Annotated in this window: 27 protein-coding genes; 13 read left to right on the top strand and 14 right to left on the bottom strand. The window is 72.0% G+C overall.

The annotated features are described in order from the left end of the window. Positions 1-49: 49 nt before the first annotated feature. Genes nhaA through SD460_RS09150 form a run of 3 tightly spaced genes read left to right on the top strand, consistent with a single transcriptional unit; the run spans position 50 to position 2,702 of the window. Entirely contained in the window at positions 50-1,237 is a 1,188-nt protein-coding gene (nhaA, locus tag SD460_RS09160; protein ID WP_318306062.1) for a Na+/H+ antiporter NhaA, read from the top strand. A 42-nt stretch (positions 1,238-1,279) separates the two neighbouring features. Continuing rightward, positions 1,280-1,774 carry a phage holin family protein gene (locus SD460_RS09155; RefSeq protein ID WP_290052990.1) on the top strand — a complete coding sequence of 165 codons (495 nt, stop codon included), beginning with the start codon at positions 1,280-1,282 and terminating at the stop codon, positions 1,772-1,774. Between the two features lie 4 nt (positions 1,775-1,778). Then, complete coding sequence (locus SD460_RS09150; RefSeq protein ID WP_318306061.1) at positions 1,779-2,702, top strand: alpha/beta fold hydrolase; 924 nt, start codon at positions 1,779-1,781, stop codon at positions 2,700-2,702. Here the strand turns inward: SD460_RS09150 and SD460_RS09145 are convergent. Beyond that, a complete protein-coding gene (locus tag SD460_RS09145) occupies positions 2,689-3,777 on the bottom strand; it encodes an FAD-dependent monooxygenase (protein ID WP_290052985.1) in 1,089 nt (362 codons plus the stop codon). The genes SD460_RS09150 and SD460_RS09145 overlap by 14 nt on opposite strands. A 110-nt stretch (positions 3,778-3,887) precedes the next feature. Between SD460_RS09145 and SD460_RS09140 the strand changes: the two genes are divergently transcribed. Further along, positions 3,888-4,769 carry a TetR/AcrR family transcriptional regulator gene (locus tag SD460_RS09140; RefSeq protein ID WP_318306060.1) on the top strand — a complete coding sequence of 294 codons (882 nt, stop codon included), beginning with the start codon at positions 3,888-3,890 and terminating at the stop codon, positions 4,767-4,769. Here the strand turns inward: SD460_RS09140 and SD460_RS09135 are convergent. From SD460_RS09135 to nth, 4 genes are read right to left on the bottom strand one after another with little or no spacing between them, the layout of a single operon-like run. Next, positions 4,766-5,950 (bottom strand): MarP family serine protease, encoded by a 1,185-nt coding sequence (locus SD460_RS09135; protein ID WP_290052979.1) that lies wholly within the window; start codon positions 5,948-5,950, stop codon positions 4,766-4,768. The genes SD460_RS09140 and SD460_RS09135 overlap by 4 nt on opposite strands. A 4-nt stretch (positions 5,951-5,954) precedes the next feature. Further along, complete coding sequence (locus SD460_RS09130) at positions 5,955-6,653, bottom strand: NUDIX hydrolase (protein WP_290052978.1); 699 nt, start codon at positions 6,651-6,653, stop codon at positions 5,955-5,957. Continuing rightward, on the bottom strand, positions 6,650-7,249 hold the full coding sequence (locus tag SD460_RS09125; protein WP_318306059.1) for a TlpA family protein disulfide reductase: 600 nt from the start codon (positions 7,247-7,249) through the stop codon (positions 6,650-6,652). Before SD460_RS09125 ends, SD460_RS09130 begins: the two co-directional genes overlap by 4 nt. Further along, entirely contained in the window at positions 7,246-7,929 is a 684-nt protein-coding gene (gene nth / locus SD460_RS09120; protein ID WP_290052972.1) for an endonuclease III, read from the bottom strand. The genes SD460_RS09125 and nth overlap by 4 nt, the downstream gene beginning before the upstream one ends. Positions 7,930-8,155: 226 nt before the next feature. On the opposite strand from nth, the gene SD460_RS09115 reads away from it, so the two are divergent. From SD460_RS09115 to SD460_RS09100, 4 genes are all read left to right on the top strand, one after another. After that, positions 8,156-8,407: a hypothetical protein gene (locus SD460_RS09115; protein ID WP_013230551.1), complete on the top strand. Its 252-nt coding sequence runs from the start codon at positions 8,156-8,158 to the stop codon at positions 8,405-8,407. A 149-nt stretch (positions 8,408-8,556) separates the two neighbouring features. Beyond that, positions 8,557-9,231: a Crp/Fnr family transcriptional regulator gene (locus SD460_RS09110; RefSeq protein ID WP_003081747.1), complete on the top strand. Its 675-nt coding sequence runs from the start codon at positions 8,557-8,559 to the stop codon at positions 9,229-9,231. A 399-nt stretch (positions 9,232-9,630) separates the two neighbouring features. Next, positions 9,631-10,896 (top strand): MFS transporter, encoded by a 1,266-nt coding sequence (locus SD460_RS09105; RefSeq protein WP_290052948.1) that lies wholly within the window; start codon positions 9,631-9,633, stop codon positions 10,894-10,896. Between the two features lie 70 nt (positions 10,897-10,966). Continuing rightward, positions 10,967-12,028, top strand: coding sequence for a DNA polymerase III subunit beta (locus SD460_RS09100; protein WP_290052946.1), 1,062 nt, complete (start codon positions 10,967-10,969; stop codon positions 12,026-12,028). Between the two features lie 179 nt (positions 12,029-12,207). Here SD460_RS09100 and SD460_RS09095 read toward each other — a convergent pair whose 3' ends face one another. Then, a complete protein-coding gene (locus tag SD460_RS09095) occupies positions 12,208-13,173 on the bottom strand; it encodes an Lrp/AsnC family transcriptional regulator (protein ID WP_290052944.1) in 966 nt (321 codons plus the stop codon). 83 nt (positions 13,174-13,256) lie between these two features. On the opposite strand from SD460_RS09095, the gene SD460_RS09090 reads away from it, so the two are divergent. Beyond that, positions 13,257-14,078, top strand: coding sequence for a VOC family protein (locus tag SD460_RS09090; protein ID WP_290052942.1), 822 nt, complete (start codon positions 13,257-13,259; stop codon positions 14,076-14,078). Further along, entirely contained in the window at positions 14,075-15,241 is a 1,167-nt protein-coding gene (locus SD460_RS09085; RefSeq protein ID WP_318306058.1) for a carboxylesterase family protein, read from the top strand. The genes SD460_RS09090 and SD460_RS09085 overlap by 4 nt, the downstream gene beginning before the upstream one ends. Here SD460_RS09085 and SD460_RS09080 read toward each other — a convergent pair. The 7 genes from SD460_RS09080 to sp36 all read right to left on the bottom strand — a co-directional run bounded on the left by SD460_RS09080 (position 15,219) and on the right by sp36 (position 19,591). Then, positions 15,219-15,473 carry a glutaredoxin family protein gene (locus SD460_RS09080; protein WP_290052938.1) on the bottom strand — a complete coding sequence of 85 codons (255 nt, stop codon included), beginning with the start codon at positions 15,471-15,473 and terminating at the stop codon, positions 15,219-15,221. The two genes, SD460_RS09085 and SD460_RS09080, sit on opposite strands and share 23 nt — an antisense overlap. Next, positions 15,470-16,240 carry an MBL fold metallo-hydrolase gene (locus SD460_RS09075; protein WP_290052935.1) on the bottom strand — a complete coding sequence of 257 codons (771 nt, stop codon included), beginning with the start codon at positions 16,238-16,240 and terminating at the stop codon, positions 15,470-15,472. Before SD460_RS09075 ends, SD460_RS09080 begins: the two co-directional genes overlap by 4 nt. After that, entirely contained in the window at positions 16,237-17,055 is an 819-nt protein-coding gene (locus SD460_RS09070) for an NUDIX hydrolase (RefSeq protein ID WP_290052934.1), read from the bottom strand. The genes SD460_RS09075 and SD460_RS09070 overlap by 4 nt, the downstream gene beginning before the upstream one ends. Positions 17,056-17,163: 108 nt before the next feature. After that, complete coding sequence (locus SD460_RS09065; RefSeq protein ID WP_290052931.1) at positions 17,164-18,306, bottom strand: hypothetical protein; 1,143 nt, start codon at positions 18,304-18,306, stop codon at positions 17,164-17,166. 36 nt (positions 18,307-18,342) lie between these two features. Next, positions 18,343-18,969 carry a hypothetical protein gene (locus tag SD460_RS09060; protein ID WP_086859607.1) on the bottom strand — a complete coding sequence of 209 codons (627 nt, stop codon included), beginning with the start codon at positions 18,967-18,969 and terminating at the stop codon, positions 18,343-18,345. After that, complete coding sequence (locus SD460_RS09055; protein WP_247017280.1) at positions 18,969-19,424, bottom strand: RidA family protein; 456 nt, start codon at positions 19,422-19,424, stop codon at positions 18,969-18,971. The genes SD460_RS09060 and SD460_RS09055 overlap by 1 nt, the downstream gene beginning before the upstream one ends. Before the next feature lie 5 nt (positions 19,425-19,429). Continuing rightward, a complete protein-coding gene (sp36, locus tag SD460_RS09050) occupies positions 19,430-19,591 on the bottom strand; it encodes a Sp36 family protein (protein ID WP_086679227.1) in 162 nt (53 codons plus the stop codon). 105 nt (positions 19,592-19,696) lie between these two features. On the opposite strand from sp36, the gene SD460_RS09045 reads away from it, so the two are divergent. From SD460_RS09045 to bagB, 3 genes are read left to right on the top strand one after another with little or no spacing between them, the layout of a single operon-like run. Continuing rightward, the gene (locus SD460_RS09045; RefSeq protein ID WP_290052923.1) at positions 19,697-19,945 is read left to right on the top strand and encodes a hypothetical protein; all 249 of its coding nucleotides are present in this window, start codon (positions 19,697-19,699) and stop codon (positions 19,943-19,945) included. A gap of 21 nt (positions 19,946-19,966) precedes the next feature. Then, entirely contained in the window at positions 19,967-20,974 is a 1,008-nt protein-coding gene (bagA, locus tag SD460_RS09040) for an ATPase BagA (RefSeq protein ID WP_318306057.1), read from the top strand. Then, positions 20,971-22,080 (top strand): ATPase BagB, encoded by a 1,110-nt coding sequence (bagB, locus tag SD460_RS09035; protein ID WP_290052918.1) that lies wholly within the window; start codon positions 20,971-20,973, stop codon positions 22,078-22,080. Before bagA ends, bagB begins: the two co-directional genes overlap by 4 nt. 42 nt (positions 22,081-22,122) lie before the next feature. Here bagB and SD460_RS09030 read toward each other — a convergent pair whose 3' ends face one another. Further along, positions 22,123-22,419 carry a WhiB family transcriptional regulator gene (locus SD460_RS09030; protein WP_125308331.1) on the bottom strand — a complete coding sequence of 99 codons (297 nt, stop codon included), beginning with the start codon at positions 22,417-22,419 and terminating at the stop codon, positions 22,123-22,125. Positions 22,420-22,710 lie beyond the last annotated feature (291 nt).

Here is a 22,710-nt window from a genome sequence, read left to right as displayed (position 1 = left end):
GCCGGGAAGTCTGGTCGGCAATGGTGATCAGCGAACCCAGGAGCCGCCCGTGTCCCGCCCCTTCAGCGAATTCGCCCGCTACCTGCGCACCGAGACGACCGGCGGGCTGATCCTCCTCGGCGCGACCGCGATCGCCCTGCTCTGGGCCAACTCGCCGCTGCGCGACAGCTACCACGCCCTGCGCGACTTCCGGCTCGGCCCGGAGTTCCTGCACCTCGACCTGACGATCGGCGACTGGGCCAAGGACGGCCTTCTGGCCCTCTTCTTCTTCGTCGCCGGGCTCGAGCTCAAGCGCGAGCTCGTCATCGGCGAGCTGTCCCGGTTCAAGCAGGCGATCCTGCCGGTCGTGGCCGCGCTCGGCGGCATGGTCGTGCCCGCGCTCGTCGCGCTGTCCGTCGGCTGGGGGACGCCGGGCATCGAGCGCGCTTGGGCCGTCCCCGTGGCCACGGACATCGCGTTCGCGCTCGGCGTGCTCGCGCTGACCGCGTCGAACCTGCCTTCGAGCGCGCGGGTCTTCCTTCTTTCGCTGGCCGTGGTGGACGACCTCGGCGCGATCGTCGTCATCGCCGTGCTCTTCACGACGGGCTTCGACCTGGTCGCGGTGGCCGTCGCCGTCGTGGCGCTTGCGCTGTACGCGTTCCTCCAGCACAAGCGGGTCCGGACGCCGTGGCTCTACGTGCCGTTGGCGCTGGTCACCTGGGTCGCGGTGCACTCGGCGGGCATCCACGCGACGATCGCCGGCGTCGCGCTCGGCCTGCTCACCCGCGTCCGCGCCGACGAAGGCGAGGCCGAGGCTCCCGCGCTGCGGCTCGAGCACCGGCTCCAGCCGTGGTCGGCGGCGGTCGCCGTGCCGGTGTTCGCGCTGTTCGCGGCCGGGATCTCGGTGAACGGCGACGCGCTCGGCGCGGTGTTCACGACGGCGTTGCCGCTCGCGATCTTGGCCGGGCTGCTCGCCGGCAAGTTCGTCGGCATCATGGGGGCCAGCGCGCTCGCCGTGAAGCTGGGCGCGGCGGAGAAGCCGCGCGGGATGAGCTGGCGGGACATGGCCGCGTTGTCGGTGCTCGGCGGGGTCGGGTTCACCGTGAGCCTGCTGATCGCGGAGCTGGCGCTGCCCGAAGGAACGAGCGAGCTGGCCAAGGCGGCGGTGTTGATCGCGTCCGCGGTGGCCTCCCTGCTGGCGGCGGCCCTGCTACTCCGCCGTAGCAAAGCGCACGCCCGAATCTCCGACACACTGTGACGCCGCCGCGCCCGGTTTCGAGACACATGGCACGATGACCCGGTGAGCAGCCCCAAGCACGAACGCACCGGCCCCGACGGCGTGGGGGCCGTGCCTTACCTCCCGCTGTCCTCCGCGAACGACGTCCCCGGCGACCAGTCGCTCGGCCGGCTGGTCGGCGACGCGACCCAGCACATCTCGACCCTGGTCAGGGCCGAGATGGAGCTCGCGAAGTCCGAGCTGGTCGGCGAGGTGAAGAAGGGCCTCAAGGGGGCCGTCTACTTCCTGATCGCGCTGACGGTCTTCCTGTACAGCACGTTCTTCCTGTTCTTCTTCGCGGCCGAAGGCCTGGCCGAGGTGGTGCGCCACCGCTGGATCGCGTTCGGCATCGTGTTCTTCGCGATGGTGGTGGTCGCGATCGGTGCCGGGTTCCTCGGCTACCGCAAGGTGAAGAAGTTCAAGGCTCCCGAGCGGACGATCGCCAGCGTCAAGGAGACCGCCGCCGCGCTCAAGCCGCAGCGTGCGCCCGAAGACGACTTGACGACCACCCGCGACTGAGGCGTTGCCCGCTTCCCCCGACCCGTCGAGCGTCCGGCTCGACGGCGCGTGGGCCCACCGCGACGTGTCCGCGAACGGCATCCGGCTGCACGTCGCCGAGCTCGGCGACGGACCGGTCGTGGTGCTGCTCCACGGGTTCGCCGAATTCTGGTGGACCTGGCACCACCAGCTGCGCGCGCTGGCCGACGCCGGGTTCCGCGCGGTCGCCGTCGACCTCCGCGGCTACGGCGACTCGGACAAGCCGCCCCGCGGTTACGACGCTTGGACGCTCGCCGGCGACGTCGGCGGGTTGATCAAGTCGCTCGGGGCGCGCCGCGCGCACCTCGTCGGGCACGCCTGGGGCGGCCTGCTCGCCTGGACGGTCGCGGCGCTGCACCCGCGGCTCGTCTCGTCGGTGACGGCGATCGGCGCCGCCCACCCGCTCGCGCTGCGCTCGTCGGTCCGCCCGTGGCGCGGCCAGGGCCGGGCCGCCGGGCACCTCTTCCGCTTCCAGGTCCCGATGGCGCCGGAGAAGTGGCTCGTGAAGGACGACGCCCAAGCCGTCGAAGACCTCTTCGGCGGCTGGGCCGGGAGCCGGTGGCGGTCCACTTCGGACTTCGTCGACAGCGTCGAGGAGTTCCGGCACGCCATGCTCGTTCCCGGCGTCGCGCACAGCGCGCTCGAGTACTACCGGTGGGCGTTCCGCGCCCAGTTCCGCGGCGAAGGCCGCCGGTTCACCGACGCCGTGGGCCGCCGGATCGCGGCGCCGACGCTGCAGCTGCACGGCGCCGACGACACCTGCATCCTGCCCGAGACGGCGACGTCGTCGGTGCGCTGGGCGGGCCCGCACGCCGAGCCGGAGTTCTGGCCGGGCGTCGGGCACTTCCCCCACCTCGAAGTCCCGGACCGGACGTCCGCGGCGCTGGTGGACTTCCTCAAGCGAGGCTGATGGCGTTCTTCGCCCGGTCCACCGACTCCTCCGCCGGGCCGCCCTCCGGGTTCTCCGTCGCCAGCGCCTGGTTGAGCTCGACGAAGGGCCGCATCCGCCGTTCGTAGGCCGCGAAGGCGGTTTCGTGATCCGCGCGGCCCAGCTCCTGCGCGAGGACGTACGCGCCGACCAGCGCGAGGCTCGTTCCCTGGCCGGACAAGGCGGACGCGCAGTAGCCGGCGTCGCCGACGAGCACCACCCGCCCGGCCGACCAGCGGTCCAGCTCGATCTGGGCCATCGCGTCGAAGTAGAAGACGTCCGCGGCGGCCATCGCGTCCAGCAGCTTCGGCACCTCCCAGCCGACACCGCCGAGCCGTTCGGCGATCAGCCGCTTCTGCTCCGGCACGGTCAGCCGGGGCAGCGGCTCCGAGCCGAACCCGAGCGTCACGCGCAGCTCCGTGTTGTCCCGCACCGGGTACGCGACGCCGCCGGTGTGCTCGTGGCGGAACCAGACCTGCCAGTCCTCGAGACCGAGGAAGTTGGGCGCCGGGAAGATCGCCAGGTACTGCCCGAGGTGGCGGACGAACCGCTCCTCCGGCCCGAAGGCGAGCCGCCGCACGGCCGAGTGCAGGCCGTCGGCGCCGACGACGAGGTCGAACGTCCGGAAGCCACCGCGTTCGAACTCCACGCGCACGCCGTGCGGCTCCTCGGTCAACGCCGTGATCGCGTCGCCGAAGACGTACTCGACGCCGGTGCCTTCGTGCAGGACCGCGACGACGTCGTCGCGCAGCACCTCGAAGTCGGCGTTGTCGAGCCGTCCGCTGCTGTAGGTGAACTCCTCGGACCGGAACAGCTCCTGGCCCTGACCGTCCACCACGGCCATCCCCCGCATCCGGGTGCGCAGCGCGCGCAGCCGGTCGCCGATGCCCAGCTCGTCGACGACGTCGAGCGCGACCCCGCGCACGTCGATCGCCTGGCCGCCGGTGCGCGGTCCGGGCGCGCGCTCGACCACGGTCACCGACCAGCCGTCGCGGGCCAGGAACCGGGCCAGGGTGCCGCCGGCCACGCCGGCGCCGGAGATCAGGATGTTCCGCATTGGTTCCTCCAGAGTCGTACACTTGTTGGCACCACAGTGGAGTTCACACAGTTCAAGCGGCAAATCTGTACTAGCACAGATGGCCCGCTGTACTAGGTCAGGGAGAAGTCGTGAAGTACGTGGCCATCGCCGACGAGCTGCGCGGCCGGATCGCGCGGGGCGAGCTGTCGCCGGGTGCGCGGGTGCCGTCGACCCGGCGGCTCGCGGCCGACCACGGCGTCGCCATGGCGACCGCGGCCAAGGCACTCGCGCTGCTGGGGCAGGAAGGCGTCATCCGCGCGGAGCCGCGGTCGGGGACGGTCGTCGCCGGCCGCGAAAGCCGCGGCAGCCAGCGCGGGCTGACCCGCGACCGGCTCGTGCGCACGGCCATCGACATCGCCGACGCCGAGGGGCTCGGCGCGCTGTCGATGCGCGGGGTCGCGGCCCGGCTCGGGGTCGCCCCGATGGCGCCGTACCGGTACGTGCGCGGCCGGGACGAGCTGGTGCTGCTCATGGCCGACGCCGCGTTCGGCGAGCGCGGCTATCCGGCGAAGCAGTCGGGCGACTGGCGCGAACGGCTGACGCTCGGCGGCCGCACGCTCTGGTCGCTCTTCAAACGCCACCCCTGGCTGGCCCAGCTCGGGCCGATCACGCGGCCGCTGCCCCTGCGCAACCTCGCCACCCACGGCGAGTGGGCGCTGTCCGCGCTGTCCGAGCTCGGGGTCGACGCCGCGACCCTGTGCGACCTGCACGTCCTGTTCTTCAGCCACGTCCAGGGCATGGCGGTCCACCTGGAACGCGAACAGAGCGCGCTGGCGTCGTCCGGGCTGACCGGGGACGACTGGATGGACCACCAGGGGCCGGCCGTCGCGGCGATGGCGGCCGGGCACCCGACGTTCGCCCGCATGCTCGCGGACCTGACCGAGACCGGCTACGACCTGGTCCTCGACGACATCTTCGAGTCGGGCATGCGGGCGCTGCTCGACGGCCTCGCCCTGCGCTACGGGCGTTAGGCGGCGCAGGAGCCGGTCGACACGTTCGACGTCTGCGACGGCGCCGCGTCGACCTCGGCGCGGACCTGCTCGGCCGTCAGCGTGAAGCCCGTCTCCGGGTCCTCCACCGCCGCGCCGAAGACGACGCCGATGACCTTGCCGTCCGGGGTCACCATCGGGCCGCCCGAGTTGCCGCTGCGGATCTCCGCGCGGACCGTGAAGACGTCCCGCTGGACGGTGTTGGCCTCGTAGATGTCCGGGCCGCGCAGGTTGATCCGGCCGCGCACGCGGGCCGGCGTCGCCCGGTACGGGCCGTCGAGCGGGTAGCCGAGCACGATCGCGCTGTCGCCCGCCCGCGCCGTTTCCGGGGCGAACTGCAGCGGCTCGGCGCGCAGCCGCGGCACGGCCAGCACCGCGATGTCGACCTCCGGGTCGAAGTAGACGACACGGGCCGGGTAGTCGCCCTGGGTCGTCTCGATGCCGACGGTGTCCGTGCCGGCCACGACGTGCGCGTTCGTCATCACCCGCTGCGGCGAGATCACGAACCCGCTGCCTTCGAGGGACCGCGAGCACGAGCTGGCGCTGCCGCGGATCTTGACCACGCTGCCGTGCAGCTGCTGGACGGTCCCGCTGCTCTGCAAGGCGGGGTCCGGCGGCGAGGTGTCCGCGGTCGGCGCCTTCTCGAACGGATCCATGATCGACGGGAAACCGGACGCGTCGAGCAGCTTGCGCAGCTGGCTCGGGAAGCCCTGCGCGGCCTCCGGCATCGCGTCGTTGACCTTGCCGAGCACCACCGAGCCGTTGATCGCCTTGGCCAGGCCCGGCAGGCCGGACACGGTGGTCAGCGGCGTCGCGATCAGCCACGCGACCACGAAGACGACCACGGCCTGCACGACCGCGCCGAGCGTCTTGTCGACGCCGGAGAGCTTGTCCGGCCGGATCTTCTGCCGGAGCTTGCGGCCCACGTAGACGCCGATCGCCTCGCCGAACGCGACCAGGAACACGACGGTCGCGACCGCGAAGGCGACCTTCCACACCGGGTCGTCGAAGAACGAGACCACCACCGGCGCCAGCTTGATGCCGACGATCGCGCCGAGCACGACGCCGACCAGCGACGGCAGCGCGATGATCACGCCCTGGTACGCACCGGACACCGCCGCCAGCAGGGCCAGCAGCAGGACCAGCACATCGACCCAGTTCACGGTGTCACCCCTCGTTCAGGACGCGTGCTCGGTACGCGGCCAGCGCCTCGTCGAGGTCCCGGACGTCGCCCGGGTCCCATTCGCGCTCCCAGCCTCCCAGGCTCAGCAGGACGGACAGCAACCCGGCGGTGAACCCCCACACGAACAGGCCGCTGACCTCGAAGGCCGGCCCCTTCCACGGCGCGCCGGCCTTCTTGACCGTGAACCGGTTCGCCGGGTCGACCAGGTCGGCGACGGCCACCCGGGCGACGGACGCCGTCTCGGCCGGGTCCACCGCGTGCACCGGCGACGGCTCCGCCCAGTGCGCCAGCACCGGCGTCACCGCGAACCCGGACACCGGGACGAACAGCTCCGGCAGCACCGCGACCGGCCGGACGCCGGACGGGACGACCCCGGTCTCCTCCTCGGCCTCGCGCAGCGCGGTGCCGATCGGGCCGCCGTCGCCCTCCTCGGCGCCGCCGCCCGGGAACGAGACCTGCCCGGCGTGCGAGCCGAGGGTGTCGGCGCGCCGCTGCAGGAGGACGTCGGGTTCGCCGTCGGCTTCGCGCTCGCCGAAGAGGATGAGGACCGCCGCGGCACGCGTGTACGCCGCTTCGGGCGGGCTGAACCGCGTGAACGTCTTCGAGTCGACCTCGCCGCTCACCTTGACCAGCGGCCGCAGCCACTCGGGCACCGACTCCGGCTCGACCAGTGGTCCGATCACGATGCTCCCTCGACTGCCGCGCGCACCTGGTCAGTGTTCCCGAAGGTGCGGGGATTCGCGATGAACCGGACCTCGCCGGCCGCGGTGACCAGGTAGGACGCCGGGAGCGCCGAGGGCACCTCGAGCGCCGTCCGGACCGGGCCGGTGCCGCCGTCCCCGTCGAACACCGACGGGAGGTGCACGCCCAGCCTCGCGAGGAGGTCCAAGCCGTCCTTCGCCGGGCTCTGCACCTGGACGCCGAGCACGCGCACGGCACCCGGCTGCTTCGCGTACTCCTGGAGCACGGGCAGCTCGGTGCGGCACGGCTGGCACCACGACGCCCACACGTTGACCAGCACCGGAGCCCCGGCGAGCGCCTGGCCGACGTCGACGCTCGCGCCGTCGCCGAGGCAGTCCGCCCGGACGCCTTCGAGCTGCTTCACCGGCTTGCCGGCGCCCGGCGCGGGACACGGCTGGAGCGCCGCCGCGGACCGGGCCGGGCCCAGGTCCTCGGCCGGCTTCGCGGCGGTGTCGCCACCCCCGCGGGGCAGCAGCGCGACGATCAGCGCGACCGCCAGCACCGCCGCGGCCAGCGCCCACTTGGTGACTCTCGTCACCGGGGCGCCGCCAGCGCCAGGATGTGGTCCTTTTCCTCGCCTTTGACCAGTTTCGCGGCTTCCTCGAAGCCGGTCGGGCCGGTGCCGTACGACGGGCAGTCCCTGGCGAGCGGGCAGGCGCCGCAGGCGGGCTTCTTGGCGTGGCAGACGCGGCGGCCGTGGAAGATCACCCGGTGCGAGAGCATCGTCCACTCCTTGCGGGGGATCAGCTCGCCGATCGCGTGCTCGACCTTGACCGGGTCCTCCTCCGCCGTCCAGCCCCAGCGCCGGACCAGCCGGCCGAAGTGCGTGTCGACGGTGATGCCGGGGACGTCGAAGGCGTTCCCGAGCACGACGTTGGCGGTCTTGCGGCCGACGCCGGGCAGGGTGACGAGGTCGTCGAGCTTGGCCGGCACCTCGCCGCCGAAGCGCTCGACCAGCGCCGCGCCGAGCCCCATCACGGAGTTCGCCTTGGCCCGGTAGAAGCCGGTGCTCCGGAGGTACTCCTCCAGTTCGGTGCGGTCGGCGCCCGCGTAATCGGCGGCGGTCCGGTACCGCTTGAACAGCGCGGGCGTGACGAGGTTCACCCGGACGTCGGTGGTTTGCGCGGACAGGACGACCGCGACCAGCAGTTCCAGGGGTGTGGTGAAGTCGAGCTCACAGTGGGCGCCGGGATACACGTCGTCCAAGCAACGCTTCATCCGCCTGGCGCGTCTCACCAGAGCCAATCGGCTTTCACCAGCGCCCTCACGGGGGGCGTTCGTGGTGGCAGGAGGCACCCCGATAGCCTACGGGCGCCGTCGGACGGGCCGGTCAGTGCACCGGTGGACACCGACACGCCAGAGCACCACCTCGGCGCAGTTTTCCGGCCGCCATGAGCGAGGATCTGGAGTAGATGCTTTTCACTGAGTGTTTCGGGGTCCGGTCATGACTGTCTGGTTCGTCATCCTGGTCCCCCTCGTGATCATGTTCTTCGCGCTCTTCATGGAGCGCGTCGAAAGCAGGCTCAAGCACGTCGCGGTGCAGGAGAACGAGGTCGAAGAGTTCCTCGAGCAGGCGCAGCCCAACGAAGTCAGGGCGCTCTACGGGCACGGCATCGGCCGGGCCCTCGAGCTGTTCCGGCTCCGTAGGCTGGGCGGACGGGCAGCCAGGCTACGCGCGCGTCGCGTGCGGAGTTAGGCTCCACGTTCGAACGAGATCGTTTCGGCGGGCCGCGCGTCCGACGGGCGATCTCGGGAGTACGCCCTAGACTGACGCGCAAGTGATCGGCGTCACGCTCTTCCAGCCCAGGGAGCGCGTGAACGTTTCTCGACGAGGAGGCACCCGAGGTGGATGAAACCCTGGCCCGTGCGGGCATTTTCCAGGGTGTGGAGCCGGCAGCGGCGGAGGCGCTGGCCCAGACCTTGGAATCCGTGGAGTTCCCCCGCGGCCACGTCATCTTCAACGAGGGTGAACCCGGCGACAAGCTGTACATCATCCAGTCCGGCAAGGTGAAGATCGGCCGCAAGTCCCCGGACGGGCGCGAGAACCTGCTGGGCATCTTCGGCCCGTCGGACATGTTCGGCGAGCTGTCCATCTTCGACCCGGGCCCCCGGACGTCGAGCGCGACCACGGTCACCGAGGTCCGCGCGGTCACCATGGACCGCCCGGCCCTGCGCCAGTGGATCTCGACCCGCCCGGAGATCGCCGAGCAGCTGCTGCGCGTGGTCGCGCGCCGCCTGCGCCGGACGAACAACATGGTCGCGGAACTGATCTTCACCGACGTCCCCGGCCGCGTGGCGCGCGCGCTGCTGCAGCTCGCGCAGCGGTTCGGCAGCCAGGAGGCCGGCCTGCTGCGGGTCACGCACGACCTGACGCAGGAAGAGATCGCCCAGTACGTCGGCGCGTCCCGCGAGACCGTCAACAAGGCCCTCGCCGACTTCGCCCACCGCGGCTGGCTGCGGCTCGAAGGCAAGAGCGTGCTGATCCTGGACCCGGAGCGCCTGGCTCGCCGCGCTCGCTGAGTCCCTTCAGACGTCGAAGGCCCCCTCACCTCGGTGAGGGGGCCTTTGTCTTGGTAAAACACGGTGCTTGATCAAAACAAAGAGCCGGGCGCCACCCCCGACGTGGCGCACCGGCTCTTCGTTTGTCGCGCGGACCATCCCCCGACGATCCGCGCTCCCCGCCCTCCGGACCAGGCCCCGACCCATATGCCGGAGGGAGCTGGGTTCTGTGCTGTTGTTCAACCATCACGGCCCATACCCACGAATTCAAGGCCATTCACTCTCAAGGACGCGGTCAGGGTCGTTTCGTTGCAGGAGTCCACGGAGAATATCTCGACTGTTACCCGATCGAGACCTGGTGACGCAGCTGACCCGTAAATAACTGGTACTCACGTACCACTCTGCGCCATACTGGTACGCGTGTCCCAGTCTGCCTCCCACGAAAGCCGTACGTCCCTCGCCGACTACCGCACCGCGCTGACGACCCGCGCGGCCCGGCGGCCCGCCGTCGCGTCCGTGCTCGCCCGCCTGCCGATCGCCATGATCGGCATCTCGGCCCTGCTCTACGTCCAGCGCGAGACCGGTTCCTTCGCCGCTGCCGGGCTCGTCTCGGCCGGTTCACTCGTCGGGGTGTCGATCGGCGCCGTCGTGCAGGGCAAGCTGATCGACCGGTTCGGGCCGACACGGCCGCTGCTCGTCGTCGCGCTGCTGTCGGCGCTCGCGATGACGGCGCTCGTGACGGCGATCGAGTCGCATGCGGCGACGCCCGTGCTCGTCGCACTGGGCGCGGTCACCGGGCTGTCGGAACCGATGGTCGGGTCGGCGTCGCGGGCACTGTGGACACGACTGCTCCCGCCGGGTGGCGCGCGCAACGCGGCGTTCTCCTACGAGGCGATCAGCATGGAGGTCTTCTTCATCCTCGGCCCCGGTGTCGCCGGGCTGCTGGTGCTGGCGCCGTGGGCGGGAACCGGCCTGGTGCTGGGCGTCGCGCTGCAGTTCACCGGCGCGGTGCTGTTCGCGCTGAGCCCCGCGGTGCGGGCCTGGGGGCCTTCGCCGGCTTCGTCCGGCTCCCTGCTGGGCGCGCTGGCGAGCCCGGGCATGCGGACGCTGGCGCTCGCCGCGCTCGGCTTCGGCGTGGTGATCGGGTTCGTCGAGGTCGCCGTGCCGGCGTCGGCCACCGAGGCCGGTGCTCCCTCGTTCGGCGGGTTGCTGCTGTCGGCGTGGTCGCTGAGCTCGGTCGCGTTCGGCGTCGCGTACAGCCTGCGCCCGTGGCCGCGGAAGCTGGGCCTGCGCCTGCCGGCGCTGCTCGGCGGCTTCGGTGCACTGGTGGCGCTGCTCGCCTGGCCGTCCTCGCTGTGGGGGCTGGCCCTGATGATGCTGCTCGCGGGCGCGCTGATCACACCGCAGTCGACGGCGCACTCGGCGGCGATCGAGCTGGTCGCCCCGTCCGGCACCGCGGCCGAAGCGTTCGGCTGGGTGCTGACGGCGGTCACGCTGGGGCTGGCCGGCGGCCAGTCGATCAGCGGCTACATCGTCGAGCACGCGGGCCCGGGCCCGGCGTTCCTGGCGGCGAGCGTGGCCGGGGTGGTGCTCGCGGCGGCGGTCTGGCTCCTGCGCGGAACGGTCCGCCCGGTCGCCCAGCCGGCGACGGCCACCTCGCCCGCGTTGGTCGGCGCCGGCCACTGACCTCGGCGTCTGCGTAGGTCAGCGGCTTGCGGCGCGGTTTTTGTCGGTGGTGGTCGCTAGCTTGGCGGGCATGGACGTCACCGCTCCTGCCCACCGCCTCTCGGCGGCCGTCTCCGCTGCTTCGCGCCTGCTGCCTGCCCGCGCCGGGCTGCGGCTGCGGGCCGGCGCGAGCGGGTTGACGGTCGACGGCAGCGATCCGGATCTCACCGTCCGGTTCGACTGCCCGGCGACCACGCACACCGACGGTTCGGTCGTCGTCCCGGCCGCGCCGCTGGTGGAGACGCTGAAGGTGCTCGACGCCGAGCTGGTGCGCCTGGTCGTCGAAGGCAGCCGCCTGGCCCTGCGGCTGGACAACGCCCGCTTCGCGCTCCCTCTCCTCCCGGCCACCGAGGCGGACGGCGGCCCGCCCGCCCAAGTGTCCGAAGTGGACGGTGCGGCGTTCGCCTCGGCGTTGCGGATCGTCGCGGGCACGGCGGCGAAGGACGACCCCCTCCCGCTGTTCACCGGCGTCCGCCTCCAGGCGGCGGGCGACCGGCTGACGCTGACGGCGTCCGACCGCTACCGGATGGCGGTGGCGCGCCTGCCCCTGCTCTCCCCCGGTGAGCTGGACGTCCTGGTCCCGGCGGCCCTGCTGGCGGAGGCGGCCCGCCAGTCCCGCGGGAGGGTGGGTCTGCACGTCGGCCCGGGCCGCTTCGGCGTGAGCTGGCCCGGCGGCCTGGTCGCCACGGCGGTGCTGGACGCGGGCTTCCTGTCCGAGGACTCGATCCACTCGGGCTCGGTCGACACGACGGTGTCGTTACCGGCGGACACACTGGCGGCGGCCATCCGCCGCGTGGGCGTGTACGCGGAGGACCGCCGGGTCCTGACCCTGGAGGTGGGCGACGCCCAGGTCCGCCTGGCGAGCGCCCGCCAGGACACGGGCGAAGCGGAGGAAACCCTGAAGGCGGACGTCCGCGGCGGCCGGACATCCCCGTCGTTCCAGGCGCGCTACCTGCTCGACGCACTGCAGGCGTTCGGCGGGGAGCGGGTGGAGCTGTCCATCCAGCCGGGAATGCGGGCGTGCGTCCTGCGGGCGGCGGAGCCGGGGGAGGTGGAACTGACGTACTACTTGATGCCGATGCTCAGCCGATGATCCCGGCGAGATCCCGGAGGACGACGTCCGCCGCCGGCCCGGCGGTGAACTGCCCGACGGTCAGCGCGGCGCTCCCGAAGCGCTGGCGATAGGCCTCCCGAAGGTTCGGCGACGAGCGGCCGAGCGCCCAGCACGAAGTCGATCGCGCGCTCGTCGAGTCGCCTGAGCAGCGGCCGGTGCTACAGGGGCGTCAAGGTGCCGAAGCGCTTCAACGTCCTGATCATCGGGGCCGTCTCCACCTGGCGCACCCCGGGCAGCCCACCCAGGTCGTCGGCGAGGTACGAATACAGCGCCGCGTCGTCGCGGCAGCCGACGTTGGCCACCAGGTTCGCCGGGCCCGTGGTCGCCGCCGCGAAGGCGACCTGCGGATGCGAAGCCAACGCCTGGCCTGCCGACTCCAGGGCCGACGGGGCCACCGTCAGCCAGAGCGTCGCCGTCAGGGGGTAGCCCAGCAGGGCCGCGTCCACCTCGACGTCGAAGTACAGCGCGCCCGACGTGCGGAGGGCCTCCAGACGACGGCGGACCGTCGACTCCGAGCGGCCCGAGGCCGCGGCCAATGTCGACATGTCGGCGCGGCCGTCGTGGGCCAAGGCCGCCAGGAGGGCCGGGTCGCCGGACTCCGGACGGTAGGCCTCCGACGGGGGTGGGCGGCGTAGCGCGGCGACTTCCGCGGCCGACAGCGCGTTCGACCGTCCCGGCCAGCCCGCCGGGCCGCCCGCGAACCGGCGCAGCAGGCGGTACGCCGTCATCGACACCACCCGGGGCGTCTTCGGCAGCCGGCCCAGCAGGAGGCCGTCCGTTTCCTCGCGCAGGGGCGTCCGGATGAAGCACACGATCTCCGTGCCGCCGGACATCAGGCTGACCCACTGTGTGTCGTCGCGGCGGGCCAGCGCGGCGGCGATCGCGGCCGCCGCGTCCGGGACGCAGCCGAGGCGGACCAGCCAGTGGACCTGGCCCAGCGGCGCCGCCTCCGGGACGCCAACCACCCGCAGCACCCCGGACGAGCGCAGCTTCCGGTAGCGCCGGGCCACCGTTTGGTCCGAGACGCCCAGCACCGATGCGATCGTGCTGAACGATGCCCGGCCGTCCAGCTGCAGCGCGTGCGCCAGCCGCCGGTCGAGGGCGTCGAGGAGGCCGGATTCCACCACTTGAGCCTAAGCTGTGTCGGATTTCGGGCACAAACTCGCGGTGAACGGAGAAAAGGCCACCGAAAGACGAAGCTCGGAGCATGCACATCGACCACACCGTCTTCCTGACCAGGCAGTACGCCGAAACCTGGCGGCGCTACGAAGAACTCGGCTTCACGCTCAGCCCGCCGTCGCGGCACTTCGCCTCCCGCACCGGTGACGGCGAGCTCGTGCCGAGCTGCACCGCGAACCGCTGCGCCTACTTCGGGGACTCGTTCCTCGAACTGATCGGCGTCGTCGACGAAGCCGCCGGCGATCCGTGGCGCGTCCTGCCCATCCTCGACGCTCGCGGCGACGGCCTGCACGGCTGCTCCTTCGGCGTCGACGACTCCGAGGCAGCCGAACGCAGACTCCGCGAAGCCGGGCTTTCGAACTCGGGTGTACTGAAGCTGCAGCGGGACGTCGAGCTGCCCGAAGGCACCCGCACCGCGCGCTTCCGCAGTGTCCACATCAGACGGGACCGCACGCCCGAGGGCATCCTGCACACCGCCGAGCACCTCACCCCGGAGTACGTCCACCAGCCGCGTTACCTCGGGCACCCGAACGGCGCGCGCGGCGTCGCCGGGATCCTGCTGGTCGTGCCCGACGACGAGGTCGGCGCGTACCGGGACCGCTACGCCGTGATCACCGACGCGAACCAGCTGGTCGACGTCGTCGGGGTGAGCGATCTCGACGCCGTCCTGCCTGGCGAGATCCCGAAAGAACTCCCCTTCTTCGCCGCGCACGGCGTGGTCGTCGCGGACCTCGCGAAGGCGCGGAAACTGGTCGAGGAGCACGTCCCCGCCACCACGCGGGCCGGCGGGTTCTTCGTCCGCGCCGAGGACGCGGGTGGCGCCGCGCTGTACTTCGAGGAGGCACGATGATCGTCGAAACCACCACCGGACGGGTTCGCGGCGACCGAGGCGCGTTCAAGGGAATCCCTTACGCCACCGCGAAACGCTTCGAAGCGCCGACGCTGCCGAAGCCGTGGAGCGGGGTGAAAGACGCGCTCGAACCCGGGCCTGCCGCACCGCAACCGCCGTCGCGCCTGGAGCACGCGCTCGGGCCGATGCCCCTGCCGCAGAGCGAAGACTGCTTGTCGCTCAACGTCTTCACGCCGTCGACCGCCGGGAGCCGGCCGGTGCTGGTGTGGATCCACGGCGGCGGGTTCTCCAGCGGTTCGGGCGGCCAGGTCTGGTACACCGGCACGCGCCTGGCCCGCGAGGCCGACGTCGTCGTCGTGACGCTCAACTACCGCCTCGGCGCCCTCGGCTTCCTGAGCGCCGACGGGATTCCGCCGAACCTCGGGCTCGCCGACCAGCTCGCCGCGCTGGAATGGGTGCGGGACAACATCGCCGCGTTCGGCGGGAACCCGGCCGACCTCACCCTCGGCGGGCAGTCGGCCGGCGCGCAGTCGGCGCTCGCCCTGTGGTCGTCGCCCCGCGCGAACGGCCTGATCAAGCGGATCGCGTTGCAGAGCGCGCCGCTCGGCATGCGACCGTCCACAAGAGACGAAGCCGCGGCGGCCACCGAAAAACTACTCGAAGCGTTGGGCAGCAGCGACATCCGGACGGTCCCGGTCGAGCGGCTGCTGGCCGCGCAGCTCGCCGTACCGGGCAAGCCGGGCTCGATCGAGCCGCCGTTCCAGCTGGTCGCCGACGACGACCTCGTCGCCGCCGACCTGATCGAGGCCGCCCCACCCGGGCCCGCGCTGATCAGCTGGACGCGGGAAGAGCTGCGCGCCTTCGTCCCCGACGCTCCGCAAGAAACCATCGAGGCCGCGAACAGCTTCTTCACCAGCGATCGGCTGGCGAAGAAGCTGGACGCCGTCACCTACCGCTTCGACTGGCAGGCGCCCGGCAACCGGTTCGGCGCCTGCCACTGCGTCGACATCCCGTTCCTCTTCGGCACCCACGACGTCTGGGCCGCGCCGATGCTCGAAGGCGCCCCGAAAGGCCTCGAAGCAGATACCCGGCTGCGCGAAGTGTGGGCCGCCTTCCTCCACGGAACGCGGCCCGCCCACATCAGGCCGCCGAAGCTGCCTTGACCGCGGCCTCGACTTCGGCGAAGGAGGGGTTGACCATGGCCGTCGACCCGACGATGACGGTCGGGACCGTCTCGTTACCGTTCGCGACCTCGCGCACGCGCGCGGCCGCGGACGGGTCCTCCCAGATGTTGATCTTGCGGATGTTGAAGCCGCTCCTCGACATCGGCCGGTCCAGTGCGGCGCAGAACCCGCACCCCGGGCGCCAGTAGAACTCGACTTCGACGTTGCTCATCCCTGTTCCTCCGACCGCAAGTAGTCCAGCTGCGCCTGCACGCTCAGTTCCGCAGGCACCCACAGCGCCCGGTCGACGTCGGCGTACACGACTTCGACGACCTGGCGCGGGGTGGCGTCCGTCCCCAGCGTCTTCAAGGCCGAACGCACCTGGTCGAGCCGCTGTTCCCGGTGGGCGAGGTACTCACGCGCGGTAGCCGGCAGGTCGGGCAGCTCCGGACCGTGCCCGGGCAGCCCGGTCGTGCCCGGCGGCAGCTCGATGAGCTTCCGCAGCGAGCGCAGGTAGTCGCCGAGGTCGTGCAGCACCGTGGTGCCGCGGCCGAGGATGGTGTCGCCGGTCAGCACCTGGCCGTCGAGCACCAGCGAGACCGAGTCGTCGGTGTGCCCGGGGGTGTGCAGGACCCGCAAGGAAAGGCCGCCGGCCAAGATCTCCTCGCCGTCCTCAAAGGACGACGCGCCGACGCACAGCGCCGGGCCGAACGCCCGCACCGGCGCCCCGACGCGCTCGGCGAACCACGGTGCGCCCTCGGCGTGGTCGGGGTGGAAGTGCGTGAGGAGCACGAGCTCGACCGCGCCGACGCCGGCCAGCAGCTCGAGGTGTTCGAGGTCGCGGTAGCCCGGGTCGACGACGACGGCCGGGGTGTCCGGCGTCGCCCGCAGCACCCAGCTGTTGGTGCCTTCGAGCGTCATCGACGACGGGTTGTTCTCCAGCAGCACCGAAGCCGTCTCGGTCACCTGGCGCAGCACGCCGTACGCGGGGGCGCTCATCGCTTCTCCAGCACGACGCGGACGTGGTCGTTCTCGCGGACCAGCGTCGGCGCGATCCGGACGATCTCGCGCGGCGCGTTCAGCACGTCTTCGGCGGTCGCGAACTTCGCGAGCTCGCTCAGCGTGAGCCACGTCGGCGGCATCAGCATCCGGCGGCCTTCGCGCGCGTCGGCGATCGCCTCCTCGGGACGCTGCCAGCCGGAGCTCGCCGCCTCCGACGTCGCCCCGTCGGCCTGCTGGCCCTCCGGCAGCTTCGCGACGTAGAACCGGGTGTCGTAGCGGCGCGGTTCCTGCTCGGGCGTGATCCAGTGCGCCCACGGGCGCAGCAGGTCGGCTCGCAGCGTCAGGCCCGCGTCGGCGAGGAACGCGGCCAGCGACACCTCCCGCGTCTCCAGCGCCTGGCGCGCGGCGGCGTACGGCGCGACGTCGGTGAGCACGGTCTCCGAGCTGCCCGCGAGCAGCACGCCGGACTCCTCGAACGTCTCGCGCACCGCCGCGCAGGTCAGCGCCCGCGCGAGGGCGTCGTCGCAACCGAATCGCGAAGCCCACCAGGAGGGCTCCGGGCCGGCCCACGCGATCGACGCGTCGGCGTCGCGCTGGTCGACCCCGCCGCCGGGGAACACGGTCATCCCGCCGGCGAACGGCATGCCCTTGACCCGGTGCTGCAGGAAGACCTCGACGCCGTCGGCGCCGTCCCGGACCAGGATCACGGTGGCCGCGTCCTTGGGGACGACAGGCGGCCCGTCGGCGTTGGCGCGGGTGGCTACCCCGGCACCGACGGGGAGGTCGAAGACAAACTCCGTTGGCTGCTCCACCACGGCAACATACCTCCGGTACCCGGCGTTCCGTCGCGCAGTTGTGGCATCCCGGACACAGCGAAAGCGGCACTTTCCTAGGGAAAGTGCCGCTTTGCGCCGCAAAGCCTAGGGGGCCGTCCAGCCGCGCTGGTCGCCGCCGGAGCGGGAAGCGCCGTTGAGCCGCATCTTCGCTGCTTCGGCCCGCTCGCGCTCGGCCAGTTCGGCGTGCAGCTCACGCAGCAGCGCCCGGTCTCGCTCGCTCAGGCTCGGGTCGTCGAGGTCCAGTGCCGGCAGCTCGACGACTTCGTGCATCGACGGCTTGCCCGCGGCGATCTCGCGGCCCTTCTCCGGGTCTTCGGCCAGCGCCTGCCGCAGCTGCGCGACCTCCGCCGGCGTCAGGTCGGCGGTGCGCTCCGCGCGCGTCTCGGCCCGCTCGGACCGCACCTTGCGGGGCGGCTCCGGGGCGGGCGGGGGCGGCGACACGATCGGCACCACCGGGGCGACCGGCTCGACCGGCGCCGTCGTGGTGCCGCTCGAGCGCATGCTGTGCCTGCTGCCCGACTCCGCGACCGGCTCCGGCGTCACCGGGGCCGGCGGCTTGACGACCGGCTCGGGGCGAAACGAAGACGCGGGCGACGTCGTACCCCCGGTCACCCAGGCCGGCGAAGCGGCGGCCGAGGCGGCCTGGTGGTACTCGGAGTGCGCCACCCCGGGACCGCTGACCTCGACGACCGAGTGGATCCCGGCCCGGCGCAGCGCCGTGTCGACGCGGAACGCGACGGCGGGCGGGTTGCCCTCCGGTCCCAGCTCGACGAGCACCACGCGCTGCGGCAGCGCGCCCGGCACGCTGCCGGCCGGTGTGTTGCGCCACACCGCGTGCACCGACCGGACGTCCGGCAGCACCTGCAGCGTCCGGTCGAGCGCCTCGGCGATGCCGAACTCCGGGGAGTTCTCGCCGCTGAACCGGTGCGTGCTGACCGGCTCGGCCTCGTCGACCAGCAGGTCGTTCGCCAGCGTCGCGTCCGAGCGGCTCATCTCGAGCACCAGCGCGAGCTCGCGCTGTTCGGCGGAGCTGACCGGGATCCGGCCCGCGATGAGCGTGCCGGTGGTCAGCTCGACCGCCTCGTCGATGTGGGCACGGGCGATCAGCTCACGCGCCTCGGTGAGCGCGCTGTCGTCGATCCGGCCCGCCAGGGCCAGCAACAGGTTGTGCAGGCGCAGGGGCACCGAAAACCCGTCCATGGGCGGGCCGTCGTGGACCTCCACCATTGCCTTGCTCCCTCCCAGCTCGCTGGCGGGCGAGCGTTATGCGGCTACTAGCCGGTTCCCCGCCACCGCGCCCACGCAGACCAGCTCTGAGTCGGCCAGCGCGGCCCGGTGGTACCCCGGCAGGTCGAAACGCGGCGGAATGACTTCGACGCTGGGCTCTTCGTCGCCCAAAACCCGCAGCACCCGCTGCAGCTCGCCGGTCAACCTCGGCAAACCCGCCTGCGCGGTGATCAGCAGGACGCGCTTGGCGGTCCCCTGCCCGACCACACCGACGTGTCGCCAGCTCTGCCGCACTTCCCCCACGTCCGGGCGTCCCCGCAACGTTGCGTGGATCAACACGGACACGGAGTCGACCGAGTTAACCCATTCGGGCGCACTCGACGTGAATGTGTACCGGTTCTCGGTGACGTCGTCTACCCCCAGGGTCGAACTGACCTGGTGCCAGTCCGCGCCGTGCGGGATGAGACCGGCCACGAGCAGCCGGTACTCCGTCTGGTCGAGGTCGATCCTGTGCTTAAGCAAAGACCTCGGCAGGGTCCGGGCGAGCGTGCCCATGGCACCCTCGCCGAGCCAGTCGCGGAACCGCCACAGCAGCTGGTCGGGCAGCCGCCCGGCCAGCCGGAGCAGCAGTTCGTGCGTGGACTGCTCGATGTCCGGGTCCATCACTGCACCTCCACGATCAGTTCGACCTCCACCGGCGAGCCGATGGGGAGCTCCGCGACGCCGACGGCCGAGCGGGCGTGGATGCCCGCGTCGCCGAAGACCTCGCCGAGCAGCTCGGACGCGCCGTTGACGACCGCGGGCTGGCCGGTGAAGCCCTCCGCGGAAGCCACGAAGCCGACAACCTTGACGATCCTCGCGACGTTGTCAATGCCGACCAGTGCGTGCACGGCCGCGAGCGCGTTGAGCACCGACGTGCGGGCGTGCCCCTTCGCTTCTTCGGGGCTGATCTCGGCGCCGACCTTGCCGGTCGCGGCGAGCACGCCGTCGACGAAGGGCAGCTGACCCGAGGTGTAGACGTGCTTCCCGCTCTGGACGGCGGGCACGTAGGCGGCCAGCGGAGCGGCCACGCCGGGCAGCTCGATGCCGAGTTCCTTCAGCCGTTCGCTCCAGCTCACGCGGATCAGCCCTTCGGACGCTTGAGGTACGCGACGTGCTGCTCGCCCGTCGGGTTCGGCAGCACGGTGACCAGTTCCCAGCCGTCCTCGCCCCACTGGTCGAGGATCTGCTTCGTCGCGTGGATCAGCAGAGGGACGGTCGCGTACTCCCACTTGGTGGCGCTCATGGATCGGGAGCGTAACCAAGCGGGCAAGACCGCCGGGGGCCGCCGCCGGAAAACGGCGCGCGACGCGCCGTCGTGTGGCCCATCTCACGTCGCTAGCGTTGGCCCGTGGAAACCTGGCGCGTGATCGCGACGGCGCTGCTCGCGGCGGCCGGACTCCCCCTGGTGCTCGTCGTGATGGCGAAGGTGCGCGACCGGACGCAGAGCTCGGGCCAGGTCGCGATCGGCGGCGTGATCACCTTCACGCTCCTGGTCGTGGTGGGCGTGCTCACCCTCACCGTGCTGCCCGGCGCCGTGGCCTGGGCGCTCGTCGCGGCCGTGGCCACTGCGGTCAGCGTCATGCTGCTGGCCAGCTGAGGGCTGATTTAGGGTGAAGAAGTGACCATTCCCCATGCCGGCTGGACCGACGAGCTTGCCCGCGCCCGGCTGCACTTCGTCACCGGCAAGGGCGGGACCGGCAAGACGACGCTGGCCGCCGCGCTCGGCCTCGCGCTCGCCCGCGAAGGCCGCCGCGTGCTGCTCATCGAGGTCGAGGGCCGCCAGGGCATCGCCCAGCTCTTCGACACCGAGCCGCTGCCCTACGCCGAGCAGCGGATCGCCTCCGTGCCCGGCGGGGGCGAGCTGCGCGCGCTGCACATCGACGTCGAAGCCGCGCTGCTCGAGTACTTCGAGATGTTCTACAACCTGGGTTTCGCCGGCCGGACGCTGCGGCGGATGGGCGCGATCGAGTTCGCGACCACGCTCGCGCCGGGCCTGCGGGACGTCCTGCTCACCGGGAAGATCAAGGAGTGCGTCGGGCGCACCGAGTCCGACGGGCGGCACACCTACGACGCCGTCGTCGTCGACTCGCCGCCGACCGGCCGGGTCGTCAAGTTCCTCGACGTCACCAAGGCCCTCACCGACCTCGCGAAGACCGGCCCGATCCGCGGCCAGGCCGAGGGCGTCGTCCGGCTGCTGCACTCCGGCGAGACCGTGATCCACCTCGCCACGCTGCTGGAGGAGATGCCGGTCCGCGAGACCGTCGAGGCCGTCGCCGAGCTGGACGGCGCCGACCTGCGCCCGGGCGCGGTGCTGGTCAACCGGGTCAGACCGCCGCGGCTGCCCGCCCGTTCGGTGACCGCCGCCGCGGACGGCCGCGTCGACGCCTCCCGCGTCCGCGACGGGCTCGCGTCGGCCGGGCTGAAGCTGCCGCAGGAGACGCTCGAAGCGCTGGTCGACGAGACCGTCGAGCACGCCGTGCGGGTCGCGGCCGAGCAGCGGGCGCGGGAGCAGCTCGCCGAGGCCGACCTGCCCACCCTCGAACTGCCGGACCTGACCGACGGCATCGACGTCGCGGCCCTCTACGACCTGGCCGAGGCCCTCACCGAACAGGGGGTGCGGTTGTGACCGACATCGACATCGACGCGCTGCTCGACGACGAAGAAAGCCGCGTGATCGTCTGCTGCGGCTCCGGCGGCGTCGGCAAGACGACGACCGCGGCCGCGCTGGCGCTGCGCGCGGCCGAGCGCGGCCGCCAGACGGTGGTGCTGACCATCGACCCCGCGCGGCGGCTGGCCCAGGCGCTCGGCTTGCGCGAACTCGGCAACCACCCGAAGCAGGTGCAGGTCGAGGGGTTCGAGCCCAAGGGCGAGCTGTGGGCGATGATGCTCGACATGCGCCGCACGTTCGACGACATGGTGCGCGTGCACGCGGGCCCGGAACGCGCCGAGGCACTGCTGAAGAACCCCTTCTACCAGACCATTTCCACGTCGTTCTCCGGCACGCAGGAGTACATGGCGATGGAGAAGCTGGGCCAGCTCGCGGCGACCGGCGACTGGGACCTGATCATCGTGGACACCCCGCCGAGCCGGTCCGCTTTGGACTTCCTGGACGCGCCGACCCGGCTGTCGTCCGCTTTGGACGGACGGATGATCCGGCTGCTGACCGGCCCGGCGAAGGCCGGCGGCTGGGGCCTGCGCAAGGTCGTCAACGCGGGGTTCTCGATGTTCGCGAAAGCGGTGTCGACGATCATCGGCGGCCAGCTGCTGACCGACGCTTCGGCGTTCATGCAGGCCTTCGACAGCATGTTCGGCGGCTTCCGCGAGCGCGCCCGCAAGACGGCGGAGCTGCTGCGCTCGTCCGGGACGTCGTTCCTCGTGGTGGCCGCGCCGGAGCCGGACGCGCTGCGCGAGGCGTCCTACTTCGTCGAGCGGCTGTCGGCGGAGTCGATGCCGCTGGCCGGGCTGATCGCGAACCGGACGCACCCGGTGCTGGCTTCGCTGTCCGGCGCCGAGGCGCTGGCGGCGGCCGAGAACCTGCAGAACGCCCCCTTGGCCGAGGCGGTGCTGCGGCTGCACGCGGACCGCGTCAACCTGGCCGCGCGCGAAGAGCGGCTGCTCGCGCGGTTCACCCGGGCGCACCCCGAGGTGGCGCTGGCCCGGGTGCCCGCGCTCGCCGGTGACGTGCACGACCTGGCGGGCCTGCGCGACATCGGCGTGAAGCTCGCCTCGTGAGTGTTTAGTCGGGTTCTAACCCGACTAAACACTCACGAGCGCTCAGCCGACTTCGACTCGCTCGAGTGCGTCGCGCTTGGCCGCTTCCAGCAGGTCAGCCCAGCTTTCCACGTCGGGGCGGCGGCGCAGCAAGGCCCGCCGTTCCCGTTCGGTCATGCCACCCCAGACCCCGAAGTTGATGCGGCCGTCGAGTGCTTCGGCGAGGCATTCCGTGCGGACCGGGCAGCCGAGGCACACGGCCTTGGCCCGGTTCTGCTCGGCACCCCGGACGAACAGGCCGTCCGGATCGGCGTCCCGGCAGGACGCGTTGATTCGCCAGCTCGACTGGTTGGTTTCCATACCCCCAGCTCCCTACCCTGGTGATCGACGCACCAGCGGGGAAAGGCACTGCGCTCCCTGCCCCCGCGAGCGTGTCTCCCTCAGCTCACGTCGGTTCCCGGGCACCTCCCCGGTGCCGGTGCCGCCGAACGGAGCAGGCGAGCTCCCACTCGCGTTGATCCATCCGTCGGCTTGTCTTCGTGAGACGTTGACGGACTGTAGGGGCCCTCGGTTCCCCCCGTCGAGACCTAGAATGCCTTCCGTTACCAGATGTCACCGAAGGGGGTCGGTTTTGTCACTGATTTCACACTT

The organism is Amycolatopsis solani, assembly GCF_033441515.1.
GTDB classification, from domain to species: Bacteria; Actinomycetota; Actinomycetes; order Mycobacteriales; family Pseudonocardiaceae; genus Amycolatopsis; species Amycolatopsis solani.
Note: the sequence above shows the minus strand (reverse complement) of the source record. Positions and strands in the feature narration are given on the sequence as shown.

Coding starts and splice junctions, on each gene's coding strand:
- SD460_RS09145 (WP_290052985.1), bottom strand. CDS start 3,777: ATGCGGAACATCCTGATCTCCGGCGCCGGCGTGGCCGGCGGCACCCTG.
- SD460_RS09115 (WP_013230551.1), top strand. CDS start 8,156: ATGACTGTCTGGTTCGTCATCCTGGTCCCCCTCGTGATCATGTTCTTC.
- SD460_RS09075 (WP_290052935.1), bottom strand. CDS start 16,240: ATGAGCGCCCCCGCGTACGGCGTGCTGCGCCAGGTGACCGAGACGGCT.
- SD460_RS09085 (WP_318306058.1), top strand. CDS start 14,075: ATGATCGTCGAAACCACCACCGGACGGGTTCGCGGCGACCGAGGCGCG.
- sp36 (WP_086679227.1), bottom strand. CDS start 19,591: ATGAGCGCCACCAAGTGGGAGTACGCGACCGTCCCTCTGCTGATCCAC.
- SD460_RS09060 (WP_086859607.1), bottom strand. CDS start 18,969: ATGGACCCGGACATCGAGCAGTCCACGCACGAACTGCTGCTCCGGCTG.
- SD460_RS09030 (WP_125308331.1), bottom strand. CDS start 22,419: ATGGAAACCAACCAGTCGAGCTGGCGAATCAACGCGTCCTGCCGGGAC.
- nth (WP_290052972.1), bottom strand. CDS start 7,929: ATGAAGCGTTGCTTGGACGACGTGTATCCCGGCGCCCACTGTGAGCTC.
- SD460_RS09080 (WP_290052938.1), bottom strand. CDS start 15,473: ATGAGCAACGTCGAAGTCGAGTTCTACTGGCGCCCGGGGTGCGGGTTC.
- SD460_RS09100 (WP_290052946.1), top strand. CDS start 10,967: ATGGACGTCACCGCTCCTGCCCACCGCCTCTCGGCGGCCGTCTCCGCT.
- SD460_RS09090 (WP_290052942.1), top strand. CDS start 13,257: ATGCACATCGACCACACCGTCTTCCTGACCAGGCAGTACGCCGAAACC.
- SD460_RS09065 (WP_290052931.1), bottom strand. CDS start 18,306: ATGGTGGAGGTCCACGACGGCCCGCCCATGGACGGGTTTTCGGTGCCC.